The 12,982-nt window shown below is 45.1% G+C and carries 12 protein-coding genes; 4 read left to right on the top strand and 8 right to left on the bottom strand.

Going from position 1 to position 12,982, the window contains the following annotated elements; genetic code table 11:
* Window positions 1–44 precede the first annotated feature (44 nt).
* The 4 genes from QUB13_RS11035 (at window position 45) to QUB13_RS11020 (ending at window position 4,086) form a co-directional block, all read left to right on the top strand.
* A complete protein-coding gene (locus QUB13_RS11035) occupies window positions 45–437 on the top strand; it encodes a DUF2358 domain-containing protein (protein WP_333380586.1) in 393 nt (130 codons plus the stop codon).
* 77 nt (window positions 438–514) lie between these two features.
* Entirely contained in the window at window positions 515–793 is a 279-nt protein-coding gene (locus tag QUB13_RS11030; protein ID WP_333380584.1) for a hypothetical protein, read from the top strand.
* 49 nt (window positions 794–842) lie between these two features.
* Window positions 843–2,654 carry a mechanosensitive ion channel family protein gene (locus tag QUB13_RS11025; RefSeq protein WP_333380582.1) on the top strand — a complete coding sequence of 604 codons (1,812 nt, stop codon included), beginning with the start codon at window positions 843–845 and terminating at the stop codon, window positions 2,652–2,654.
* 259 nt (window positions 2,655–2,913) lie between these two features.
* Window positions 2,914–4,086, top strand: coding sequence for a TRC40/GET3/ArsA family transport-energizing ATPase (locus QUB13_RS11020; RefSeq protein WP_333380580.1), 1,173 nt, complete (start codon window positions 2,914–2,916; stop codon window positions 4,084–4,086).
* A 157-nt stretch (window positions 4,087–4,243) separates the two neighbouring features.
* Here QUB13_RS11020 and QUB13_RS11015 read toward each other — a convergent pair whose 3' ends face one another.
* The 8 genes from QUB13_RS11015 to QUB13_RS10980 form a co-directional block, all read right to left on the bottom strand.
* Entirely contained in the window at window positions 4,244–4,537 is a 294-nt protein-coding gene (locus QUB13_RS11015) for a hypothetical protein (protein ID WP_333380578.1), read from the bottom strand.
* On the bottom strand, window positions 4,527–4,823 hold the full coding sequence (locus QUB13_RS11010) for a BrnT family toxin (RefSeq protein ID WP_333380576.1): 297 nt from the start codon (window positions 4,821–4,823) through the stop codon (window positions 4,527–4,529). The genes QUB13_RS11015 and QUB13_RS11010 overlap by 11 nt, the downstream gene beginning before the upstream one ends.
* A gap of 123 nt (window positions 4,824–4,946) precedes the next feature.
* Window positions 4,947–5,537, bottom strand: a complete 591-nt coding sequence (locus QUB13_RS11005; RefSeq protein ID WP_333380574.1) for an SMI1/KNR4 family protein — start codon at window positions 5,535–5,537, stop codon at window positions 4,947–4,949.
* A gap of 411 nt (window positions 5,538–5,948) precedes the next feature.
* Window positions 5,949–6,242, bottom strand: coding sequence for a BrnA antitoxin family protein (locus QUB13_RS11000; protein WP_333380572.1), 294 nt, complete (start codon window positions 6,240–6,242; stop codon window positions 5,949–5,951).
* A gap of 55 nt (window positions 6,243–6,297) precedes the next feature.
* Window positions 6,298–6,555, bottom strand: coding sequence for a BrnA antitoxin family protein (locus QUB13_RS10995; protein WP_333380570.1), 258 nt, complete (start codon window positions 6,553–6,555; stop codon window positions 6,298–6,300).
* Between the two features lie 2 nt (window positions 6,556–6,557).
* On the bottom strand, window positions 6,558–6,824 hold the full coding sequence (locus tag QUB13_RS10990; protein WP_333092719.1) for a BrnT family toxin: 267 nt from the start codon (window positions 6,822–6,824) through the stop codon (window positions 6,558–6,560).
* Window positions 6,825–6,914: 90 nt separating this feature from the next.
* On the bottom strand, window positions 6,915–9,251 hold the full coding sequence (locus QUB13_RS10985; protein WP_333380567.1) for a DNA phosphorothioation-associated putative methyltransferase: 2,337 nt from the start codon (window positions 9,249–9,251) through the stop codon (window positions 6,915–6,917).
* Between the two features lie 271 nt (window positions 9,252–9,522).
* Entirely contained in the window at window positions 9,523–12,939 is a 3,417-nt protein-coding gene (locus QUB13_RS10980) for a response regulator (protein WP_333380566.1), read from the bottom strand.
* Between the last annotated feature and the right edge of the window lie 43 nt (window positions 12,940–12,982).

Here is a 12,982-nt window from a genome sequence, read left to right as displayed (position 1 = left end):
GTATAAACTATATTATAATCATTTTAGGCAAATCGCTAATCGTAATGGATATTATTCAAGTTATCACCGAGGACTACCGTAGATTTCCCGAAAATCAGACTTACAGCATTTATGCTAAAGATGTTTATTTTGAAGACCCTCTAAATCGATTTACAGGAGTCGATCGCTACCAAAAAATGCTCGGGTTTATGGGCACTTTTTTTCAACAAATTCAACTCGACTTGCACGATATTTCTCAGTCGGGAGATGCCATAGAAACTCGCTGGACTCTGAGTTGGATCGCACCGCTACCTTGGAAACCAAAAATGGCGATCGGCGGTAGGAGCGAACTGAAAATCAACAGCGACGGTTTAATCGTTTCCCACATTGATTACTGGAACTGTTCGCGGTTGGATGTGCTCAAACAGCTTGTATTTCCCGTCGTAACTAAAAAGTGACTGTCGCTTGCTGCGTTACCTTTGCTTGCTATGCAGCAGCTCAAACCTTTGGTAATTTGCCCGATTAAAAGCGATAGATGATTGCCGATCGGGCGATCGCAGAATTTGCCAGCCACGACTGTGAAAGCGCCTCAATTTCTCATCTGGTCAAACAGTCCTGGCTGCAGCGTTATAATGACAACTTTGGTGGCGAAACCGCCGATCGAACTCAACCCTTTAGTCGATCGAGTCAGGCCTCACCACCATATTGGCTCAATTCCTCTGGCATTGAGCGATCCAACCTAAAGGCCACCCTGTTGCGCCATCATCCTTGGCTTAATGGCAGCGCAGATTGCGCCGTCAACTGCATTCTGTAGCAATCAAACCTAGGTGAGACCTTGATACAAATATGCAATGTGTAGAAAAATGTCTTGCTTAAACTGGATAAATCTTAATTCTCGTCGAACTAATTACCTGTGGCGCAAAATTGCTTTGGCAATTGGTGCATTCATCTTCCTCTTGGGCGCGCCGAGAATGCCAGTGGCGATCGGACAACCCTCATCTCCAGAACCCCAGCGATTATTTAATATCTATTCCGCCAACGATAGCACTAACTTTGTTGTCGGTGATGTTCATTTAGATGGTCGTCAGATATTTGCTTTGACAGCTCCTGCGCTCAACACCAAGCAGCAAGAAGCAATTTCTCTTTCACCCATTCAGCAAAGAGTAAAAACCGTTACAAATCAGCTTCAAGAAATTGCCAATACCAACTTTAAACCTGGGCAATTAGAAGTCGATTACAGAGTAGACAAAACGAGTCAACTTCCCATTATTGCTGTTAATGGAAACTATTTGATGACCGTTACCACTGACGATGCTCGCCTGTACGGAGTCGAGCTAATCACTCACGCTCAAAACTTGACTCAAATTATTAAGAATGCACTGCTTGCGTCTCAACGGGAGCATCAGCCAGAGTTTTTAGCAAAGCAGGCATTGCGAGCGGGCGGAGTCATCCTATCTATGCTTTTGCTCAGTCTGGGAATGCGCCTCAGACAGCGCTATATCAAAGCCCGTTATGGAGCAGTCTTAACACAGATCGAACAACTCAATGCTTCCCAAGAGCAAGTAGAAGATTTGTCTGAGCAGGAGCAAGATGAAGCTGCAGCGAATGCTTCCAAACAGCAACAAAAAATTGCTCGGAAGCAGCGGCTAAAATTTTGGTACGAAGTGCGAACGCGGTTATTGCAACTGGGACAGCTTGGCGTGTGGGGAGGCGGAATTTCATTTTGTTTGAGCCTGTTTCCGCAGACTCGATGGCTGCAATCACTATTGCTGAAGGGTTTGAGCGTTAGCTTACTCAACTTAATCTTAATTGGGGCTGCAACTTACCTAATACTTCGCATCAGCTTCGTTGTAATTGACCATTTTGTAGCAGCTCTCAGTCAGGGGCGATTCCTTCCCGACAGTGCATCAGTCCGAACGATTCAGCGGCTACAAACCTTTTCCGGCGTGATGAAGGGAGCTAGCGCTTTCTGTTGTATTGCTGCTGGCGGATTGACTGCTTTGTCAATTTTAGGTGTTAATATCGTGCCGCTTTTGGCAAGTGTCAGCATTTTTGGGGTGGCGATTTCGTTTGGCTCTCAAAGTCTTGTCAAAGACATGATTAACGGACTTTTTGTTCTCTTGGAGGATCAGTATGGCGTGGGTGATGTAATCACTGCTAACAATGAAAGTGGAGCGGTGGAAAAAATGAACCTGCGGGTAACTCAATTACGGAACCAAGATGGCGATCTAATTACTATTCCAAATGGCAGTATTACGATGGTCAAAAACCATACGAGCAGTTGGTCTCGTGTGAATCTAGGTATTGAGGTTGCTTATGATACCGATCTTGACCGTGCGATCGCCGTAATTGAAAAAGCAGCGACTCAAATGAGTTTGGATTCTGAGTGGCAAGAATTAATATTAGAACCTCCCAAGGTACTGGGCGTTGATGCGTTTGGTCACAATAGCATTACGATTCGCCTCTTGATTCAAACTCAACCGCTGAAACAGTGGGAAGTCGGACGCGAGTTTCGCCGGCGATTGAAGCAGGTATTTGATGAAGAGAAAATTTCTATGCCATTCCCCCAGCGCTCCATCTGGTTTAAAAATTCGCTGCAAGAAGCCTCAAACGGTCATCATAATTCCAATCGATCGCACGCTTTACATGAAAAGTACGATCAAAAAATGCGATGAGTTCGCGATCGATTGACAACGATCGCATCTATTGGTAGTGCGGACTGAAGTCCGCACTACGAACCTGACGCGCGATCGGTCAATCGATCGGACACCATCTAAATTTTATTGCTATTGACATCGCACCGATTTCGTGCATTGCAGACAATTTGCTATGTTCGGCGGGCGATCGACCAAATTAATTACCCCACTAAATTAATCTCCGTTACATCCCGTTACAATATATAAGTAAAGAACTTTCAGGCGAGCTAAACAATCAATGCGCTTAATATTAATGACCGGAAAAGGCGGCGTCGGCAAAACCTCCGTAGCCGCTGCTACGGGCTTGCGATGCGCCGAATTGGGATACAAAACCCTAGTGCTGAGCACAGATCCCGCCCACTCCCTAGCCGACAGCTTCGACATGGAACTCGGACACGACGCTCGACTGGTCAAACCCAATTTGTGGGGAGCAGAATTGGACGCTCTCAGGGAATTAGAAGGCAATTGGGGAGCAGTCAAACGCTACATTACTGAAGTTTTGAAAGCGCAGGGACTTGAGGGCGTGCAAGCTGAAGAATTAGCCATTTTGCCGGGAATGGACGAAATCTTTGGTTTGGTGCGGATGAAACGCCATTACGACGAGGGCATATATGATGTTTTAATTATCGATTCCGCCCCCACAGGTACAGCTTTGCGATTGTTAAGTTTGCCGGAAGTTGGCGGCTGGTACATGAGAAAATTTTACAAACCATTGCAAGGCATATCAGCCGCCCTCAGACCTTTAGTTGAACCGTTTTTTAGACCACTTGCGGGCTTTTCTTTGCCCGACAAAGAGGTGATGGATGCACCTTACGAATTTTACGAACAAATTGAAGCTTTGGAAAAGATTTTAACTGACAATACTGTAACTTCGGTCAGGCTAATTACTAATCCTGAAAAAATGGTAATCAAAGAATCTTTGCGGGCTCACGCCTATTTGAGTTTGTACAATGTTGCCACAGATTTAATTGTCGCCAACCGGATTATTCCTGAAGAAGTAACCGATCCATTTTTTAAGCGTTGGAAAGAGAACCAGCAGCAGTACAAGCAGGAAATTCACGAAAATTTTCGGCCGCTACCTGTAAAAGAAGTGCCGCTTTATTCCGAGGAAATGTGCGGTTTGCCGGCTTTGGAACGCTTGAAAGAAACGCTTTATGCAGATGAAGACCCAAGCAAGGTTTATTACACAGAAAATACGATTAGAATTGTGCAGGACAACAATCAATATGTTCTCGAACTGTATTTGCCGGGAATTGCTAAGGATCAAATTCAGTTGACGAAAACGGGAGATGAGTTGAATGTTCGGATTGGGAATCACCGTCGCAATATGGTTTTGCCACAAGCTTTAGCCGCGCTGCAACCTTCCGGGGCGAAGATGGAGGATGATTATTTGAAGATTAAGTTTGCTTGATGCTGCGGGTAAGGACACGGCATTGCCGTGTCCCTACAATTAATCGGCGGTAGTTACATCTCTCGCGATTATTGTGGCTGGGAGTTTTTGCCCGTGCTGCGATTATTTTGATGTAGGGAAACGGCATTGCCGTGTCCTCCGTTACTGCTAGATACAATTAACATGATTTAGCATCAACGACTTCCTTTAATGCCTCATCAATCACTGCATCGCTGACACCTCGACGCTTCAAACTTGCTACTAAGGCTGTCACTGTCTCGCTCTCAAATCGTTCTAAATCAACGCGCAAACCTTGACCGATATAAGCACGAATTAATGGCTGATAACCCGAAAAACCCAACAATGGTGCAACTTTTTTTAAATCTTCCACAACATCTTCGGGCATACGGATTGTTACGCTAGTCATTGGACGGTTGCGGTTTAATCGCTGCTTTAATGCTTCAACCTTCATACTCTGCCCTCTCCTGACGAGTTGCTTTACGTGCTGAAATAATCCGAATGACATTTTCTTCACGCTCAATGTGAACCACATAAAGTAGATTCCACCGACTATCTAGTCCAATCACAGCATCACGCGCTTCCTCATTGCGGCTGGCATCAACGACAACTAGAAATGGGTCAAAGAAGGATTCAGCAGCTTGTTGAAAAGTAACCCCATCATGATTTGTGGGATTTATCCGCGCTTTTCCCTCGTCCCATACAAAGGTAATGCCATTGAGCACGAAGTATACATTCATGCTCCCTAGTATAGGTAAAATGTATTTACAATGTCAATACGTTTTTTGAGTTAGACGATTGCTAGACAGGTATCGAGCACTTTAGCAAACGGCTCAGGCGCTGGGTGCAGTCTATGGGCGATATTAACCATTACCAACTGCGAGATCCAGTATTTCAAAGTCAACTAGATCCACCAACCCATAACCATTCTCAGAGAACCGATATTCTCCTCGTTCTAGTGCATTTGCAAAGGTTTCCAGATAAACTCGAAAATTAGGTGCAATAAGCCCTCTAGTAGCCTCCTGCCACTCAACAATAATGACTTGTCCAACATTTCCGCCTGCTGCTGGGGCTAAATCTACGCATTCGCAAGCACCATTGCTTTCGTTTGTGAATGGAATCCAATTCCGGTTCCACCAACCGTTCCAGATTCCTTCAAAAATGTTTTCACGATCGCACCTAAAATTATCGTCAGAACAATTCTGCCATTTTTCACATATTTCGATCGCGCTTTGGATAGAGAGGAACTCCAATTGGGGGAATAGGGAATAAGATTCTTCATCCTGACCGTTATGCACGCAGTAAGACAGCTTGAAATCTTCGGGAAACTCTACACCCAAGAATGCTTCTGCTCGATAAATCTCCTCATCAGTAGCGCCGGGCCTGAGACTTTTCAGCACTTGAGGTGCATTGGCTGCGAGCCAATTATCAATTCTTTCCCAAATTATTTCCATGAGAAAACCTCCGAAGCCTGTTGGTTTAAGTGCAGTTCATTTTCGCGATACTTCCGCAACATCCTGCCCTGACTGTAGGCAAGAATTGGGAAGGTATTGAAACAGTTCGTTGCGCGGTCATTTGCACTTCACTTTTCAATACGCTCAAGTTCCTCTCGTACAACTCTTCGCAGAGTTTCTTCCAAAGGCTCACAGCTTTGCTGAATATATTGACGCAACGCTTCATTAATTAAGGTTTGGTAGTTTCCTCCATCTGCTAAATGAACTTGCTCGCGAAATCACGCTAAAACCTCATCATCTAACGAGATTGCGAGCCGAGTTTTCCCAGGTAATGTTGGATCGATCGCCCTCGCTTACCCTGACTAAAATCATACTCTGTTTCCATAACTTTCCTCATCGTACTGCCGAGCGTTATGCTGGCTTTGCTACGAATGCAGGATAGGTTTTGTGTGCATCTGCATAAATCCTAAGTGCTACAGACATTTGCTGTTGTGCAGTTTCTCCTTGTGCCTGAAACCAAGCAAATGTTTCAGGATCGACTTGAACTGGCATAGTAATAGCCGACTGAGGCATTCGTAATTGCGCTCTAGTAAAGAACTCCTCCGATAGTGGTGGACTATCGGAAGTATCGATATCTTCATCGCTCATTGCGTCGATTCTAGCCCAGTCGGTTTTTGAGGTATTGTTCATAGCGTCTGCGTTCATCAGACAGTGAATTTCGTAATGAGATACCGTGTCGTATTAGCTATCTGTAAGCACTTCACTTTTCAATCCGCTGAAGTTCTTCTCGTACAACTCTTCGCAAAGTTTGTTCCAAAGGCTCAGAACTCTGCTGGATATATTGACGCAACGCTTCATTAATCAAGGTTTGGTAGTTCCCTCCATCTGCTAAATGAACTTGTTCGCGAAACCACGCTAAAACCTCATCATCTAACCAGATTGCGATCCTAGTTTTCTCAGGTAATGTTGGATCGATCGCCCCTCGCTTACCCTGACTAAAATCATACTCTGTTTCCATGACTATTCCTCCTCGTACTGCTGTCGCTCTTGCCTAGTCGCTTTGCGGGCAGAAATAAGTCGAATTTCATCACCCCGCAATGTGTAAATAACAACCAAAACTCTGGCAAAGCCATCCATGCCAATCGTGACGAATCGTTCTTCATCAAAACGCTCATCTGGAATTGTAATTGCCAGAGCATCTGAGAAAACCGATACTGCATCAGCAAAGTCGATACCATATTTGCGAAGATTGGCTGCTGCTTTCTCTGGATTCCATTGGTAAGCCATCTCAATTATAGTATGCACATCTGTACATACTACCAGGAAGAAAATACTTGTCACCTGTTCTCGTCCTACCAATGACCTTAGAACACCGTCCTATCTTAAAGATATAACTTCCCCTCCCTCTTCTTTCCCATCCTCTGTGCTCTCTGTGTCCTCTGCAGTTCCTTCACTCTTTCCCGCATTAACCTCAATTTTTTTCTGCTGGCGTTCCGACGCATTTGTTTTCAACATTTTCAACTTTTCCGGGTCAGCATCCGATCGCCAAAACAACTTATGCCCCTTAATTCTCACGCAATTGTCCTCCAAACACTTCACCCATTCCCGATATTTCTTAACGACGGAACCATCAAAAATCCCTAACTTTGCCTCTTGGCGGGTGAGTTTCGCGAACTTTTCGTAATGCGGATAATTCGGATTAACAAAAGCTTCTTTTTTAACTAAAATTGGCGGATTGTACGCATCTGAATAGTCTTCGTAGCTGACAGAAAGATCGCGCAAATGTATGTGCATAGACCTGTGGAGGGCTGGATGCGGGTTAGTATCAAAATCGGGATAAAATAAATAGGATATCTGCGGTTTTCGAGTGTGAAATTTGATAATTGTAGCACCGTCAAGCCTGCCAATTGTGCGGTTGGCGCAGCCTTCGTAAAGTCGCAGCAAAGGGTCAAGTTCTTCTAAACATGAGACGTGAACTGAAAGGGAACCGGGTTGTTTGTAGCCGATCGCGCTATCCTCGCAACAATCCGCCACAATATCAGCTTTGCCCAAACTATATAGCATTAAATCTGCCAAAGTGCAAGCTTTTTGATAACTGTCAAACAAACCCTTAATGTCATTGCGGATTTGAGCCGGAAGCCGGCGCATCGAAGGACGCACCGCGTCGCCATCCTGTAGAGAATCGCCCAAACGGTTGAGAGCGAGATATACTAGCAAATCCTGGCGGCGCTTGTCGGCGATTTTCTCCCAATCATCCGCATCCGTTGCTTGCAAAATCACCCTCCAAGCGCGGTTAAAACTGTGGAATTCCTGCTTGATTGGCGATTCTTCCGCTAATTCGTCTTTCACCGGAAGACGCCCCCGATCGCTCACAAAAGCCATCAAAGGAGCCAGTATTTCCGCATAATCCTCAAATCGCTTGACTTGCGATCGCACTCTGGGAGTCGATAAGCGCGATCGAAACCGAGAAGCCCGAAAACCCTCACCCGCCGTCGCATCCCGAAACACAAAATAAATCCCCAAAGCCACAGGAATCGCATCAACATTCAAAACTTGGTCAATATAAACCTTCAACTCTTGCTGTTCGTAATACTTCTGAAAAGTATTGCGAGAAGTAATCACCCCATCCCCATAAGCAATTTGACCGCGATCCCCATCATCAATCAAAACCTGAGCCGCCACAACCAATAAATTCTTAGTTAAATCCCAAGCATTCAGCAAAGCTTCTCGCCTTTCCCCCAAAGACTCAATCACATTAATTACATAACCAACATTCACAATATCAGCATGAATTCGCGGAGTTTCCGGCTGATAATACGGGTCCCAACCCGCAGCCACATAACCCTCTCCCGCAATATATTTAACATCGCCGCCATAGCCGCAACCGTAATCAAAAAAAGTCATCCCATCCACAAACAAATCCGATTCCAAAACCAAACGCACCGGCTTAGAAACAGAGTTTCGTACCATCGCAGCTTTGTGGCGTTCAATTTTAGGAATTGAAAGATCGCTATTCTGCTGTTTCAAACGTTCAACAACAGTATGATCTTGAATTTCTACACCGCAATATCCCAAGTATTTCAGCCAACCCTCGCGAGTACCGATAACGCTAGTATTGTCAAGCAGTCCCCATCCTTCCTCGCTGCGAGTCAGTCGAGCAAACTTTTCGTAATTGGGATAATCCGCAGTTACAAAAGTTTCCTTGCGGTGCAAAACCGGGGGATTTTCGCTGTTGCTGTAATCGAAACATTTAACTTCGCCTGTTTCGAGATTAATTTGGATGCTGGTTTGCAAAGCAGGGTGAGCGTCTGTGTCGAAATCGGGGTAAAAAAGATAAGATATTTTAGGTTGCTGGAGTGAAAATTTAACTAAAGTTGCTTCATCAATGTTTTCGAGATTTTGTCTCGCACAATTTTCGTAAATTGCGAGGACAGGATTGAGCGCTGACAAGGCAGAAACGTGAATGTAAAAAGCTGTCGGTAATTTTTTGCCAATTTTGCTTTCCCGACAGCAGCGAGCTACTTTTTCCACAATACAATTTACCGCAACTCCCCCGCCATCGGCTAGAGACTGGTAATGCAATTCCAGAGGTTCTGCTTCTAGTTCGTGCAACAAAATTTGTTGAGCAAAAGCTATTAAAGGTGTTAGCAGTTCTCGATCATTTTCTAAGGGTTTGGTATCTAAAATAGGGTTGTTACTGATATCGTAGGTCATAGCTAAATTAATTTATTTTTTTAATTAACCGCAGAGAACGCAGAGGACACAGAGTGAAGAAAGAAAGGATTTATTTGTTATATCAATTCCGGTTGTACCGTCAGGTGATTGTTGACTGTTGACTGTTGACTGTTGACTGTTAACTGTTGACTCGATTTTATTATTCCGATGAACCGGAAACGATATTAGTCTGCTAGGAGTGGACTTTGTTTTTGTAGGCGCGATTTCAATTACTACTACGTTCGACTATGGATGATAGACTAACATATTATTAACCAAATATTCGAGTTTCTACAAATTCTCGAACCCGCGCTAAATGACTAGACAAACTCACTAATATTTTTTGAACTACCTCAATAGTTGATAATTGAGCCGCTGCGGGTTCAGATTGAAAGCTTCGGGCATAATTCTCTAATTGTGCGGCTAAATCCGACATCAGGGCAACTCCCACATTTGCAGCAGTTCCTTTGAGACGGTGTGCTTGATATTCCACAGTTGGCCAATCTTTAGCTTCTACGGCTATTTTGGCAGCAGCCACATCAGCTTGCGCGTTTCCTACAAATGCTTGCAAAAGGCGATCGGGCAATTTAATATTAACTCGTCGGAGTTGCTCCAATCTGCTTTTGTCGAACAGTCCGTCACAGTCTCCGTGTTCCCAAGTTTGAAGCGCGATCGCCCTTGGTGCCGGCACAGCGGCCACCTCTACTTTTTGGGAGGTTTCTGTATAATATGTTACCGATATCTCCGGTTCTGCCAAATTAATACTTTCAACTCCATACTTGTTTTTAAAATGAGCGTTTTGGGCTTCATAGTTGTTCAGTGCCGCCGCCAAAGCATCTAAATCTACAGGTTTGCTGAGATAATCATCCATCCCCGCCGCCAGACACTTTTCTCGTTCCCCCGGCATAGCGTGAGCTGTTAAAGCAAGCACAAAAGTATGCCGATCGCCCTTTTCTCGTTCCCTCAACTTTCGCACAGTTGCGTAACCGTCAAGTACCGGCATTTGACAGTCCATCAATACTAGATCGTAGCTATTTTCTGCCAGCAAATCCAGCGCTTCTTGACCGTTGGCGGCGCAGTCAGCACGATAGCCTAAAGCTGCCAACTGTTCGACTATAACTTGTTGATTGATCGGGTGGTCTTCCGCCAGCAAAATTTTCAGCGATGAGGGCGAATTGGAAGTAACGTATTGAGAATTAGCTGCTGGAAAATTGCGACTATTAGCAGCCTCCAAGCTGTCAAACTCTCCCCTTTCCTTAACGGGGGCCAGCAAAGCCTCAAGCAAGCGGGAAGGCCGCACCGGCTCGATCAAATAGCCGCTAAAACCCACACTGCAAAGGGCTTCCGCTTTCGCCTGTTCCCGCAAAGCAGTCATGGCGATTAACGAGTCAACTGTTGAGAGCGATCGCACTTTCAAACCAAATTCCTCCGCATCCAAATCCGGCATTTGCAAATCCACAAGCACCGCATCGCAGCATTTTTCCCCTTCCCCCGAATCCTCAGAAATCCCGCCCCGAGCATTTTGCAACCAAGTCAAAGCATCAGCAGCAGTTTCTGCTTCATCGCAGCGAGCACCCCAACTTTGAGCGAGCGATCGTACCGCCGCCCTCCTCAAAGCGCTTCCAGATACTACTAACAGCTTCTTACCTGCTAGTTCGGGCGATTGAGGCTGAACTTGCAACTGTTTTTCCAAAGGTACAGCAAACCAAAAAGTCGAACCGCTATCTAGCAAACTGCGAACTCCAATGTCGCCTTCCATCATATCCACTAACTGCTTGCAAATCGCCAAACCCAAACCCGTACCGCCGTAAGGTCTAGTAGGAGAATCGTCTACCTGAGAAAAAGATTGGAACAGCTTTGTCTGCCCTTCCGGCGAAATTCCAATCCCAGTATCCCGGACTGAAAATAGCAATTTAATATCTTCTTTGCCCTCTACCAGTTGTTTGCCCCGCTTGACAGTAACGTGAATAAAAACTTGACCGCGATCGGTAAATTTTATGGCATTTACAGTCAAATTTATCAAAATTTGCTTCAGCCTGCCCGAGTCGCCCACCAACTTTTTCGGCACCGAACTATCAACTAAAATATTTAATTCAATATCTTTTTCATCTGCCAAAGGCGCTACCATTTCTATCACAGATTCAATGCAGCTATCCAAATCAAAATCAGCTTTTTCCAGCCGCATTTCTCCAGCTTCAATCTTAGAAAAATCTAGGATGTCATTAATCACGCTCAGCAAATGTTCAGCACTGCGGTAAATAGTCTGAGCGCACTCGCGGGGTTTCGGTTCCAGAGGAGCCCGCAACAGCAATTGAGCCATCCCCAAAACCCCATTCATCGGAGTGCGAATTTCGTGACTCATGTTCGCCAAAAATTGCGATTTCACCCGGCTTGCTTCTAGGGCAGTTTCCCGCGCTTCCACCAATTCATTAATCTTGTCCGCTACCATCACCATTCCCGCCACTCTGCCGTCGGGATTGTACCAAGGGTGAGCAGCCCAGCGCAAAAACAAAACAGAGCCGTCTGCTCGTTCCCAAGCATCTTCGCTCACAGAAACTATCTCGCCTTTGAGCACTTCTTCATACATTACTTTCCAGCGATTTGGCGTATCTGGAAACACTTCGTAATGACTGAGATTAGTCAGAGACTGCCACTCCAAATTAAATTGAGTCAGCCATTTGTGAGAGTTAGCTAAATAGCGCATTTGAGTATCGAACATCGCCATTGCTACCGGCACGCAAGCAATAATTTGTTTCAATTGCTGCATTTCTCTTTCTAGAGCATCTTCGGCTTGTTTGCGCTCGGTAATGTCGCTAATTATGCCGGCCATCCGCAGTGCTTTTCCTTGCGAATTCCGCTGAGCTTTTCCCTGAGAAGTGCAGTAGCGGTAAGCACCGGATGAATGCAGCAGTCGGAATTCTACATTGTAGTCAATTCCTTGTTCTAAGTGATTCCCGATCGCCCGAACGATGCCGTCCTTGTCCTCTGGATGCAGGCGGCTGTATAGAGCATCCATCGTGCTGCCAAATTGATAGCGCGACAACCCGATCATTTCCAAAAGGCGATCGTTCCAATAAACATCATTTTTACTTAAATCCCAATCCCAAATTCCGTCATTTACCCCCTCTACAACTAACCTGTAGCGTTCTTCACTTTCCTTGAGTTTTTGACTCGTCAGAAGCGCCTTATATTCGGCGCGGTAAACGCGAAGTGCATTAAACAAACTGCGCGACAAACTATCTGGAGACATCTTGCCTTTAACGATATAATCAGAAGCTCCAGCCTTCATCAATTCCACTGCAATTTGTTCATCGCCTTGACCTGTGAGGACAATTAAGGGGATTTTGATCCCAACTTCCCGTATATCTTTCACCAAACTAAGTCCGTCTCCGTCGGGTAAGCCGTAGTCTAGGAATACACAGTCAAAGTCGCACTCAAATATTTGATTTAATAGCAGCGAATTTTCTGTCTCCTCAACGTCCCTTAAATGTGAGGATTGATTTTGTGTGGAGAGTTGATCGGCCCCTGTGCTAGAATTTTTGCTGATCGAGAGTGTGGCGAGGGCCTCGGCACAATCTTCTGCTTCAGTAACTTCTGCCCAAACCCCAGCAGACTTTAGCGAACGTTTGACCCTCATCCGATCGACTTCATCGTCATCAACTATCAGAATTTTAATAAGCTTGTCCATAACAAGAGAATTAGAGATTAATCAGAAAAAGCTGTGGCATACA

The sequence above is a fragment of the Microcoleus sp. B4-D4 genome (assembly GCF_036705185.1).
Classification (GTDB): domain Bacteria; phylum Cyanobacteriota; class Cyanobacteriia; order Cyanobacteriales; family Microcoleaceae; genus Microcoleus.
Note: the sequence above shows the minus strand (reverse complement) of the source record. Positions and strands in the feature narration are given on the sequence as shown.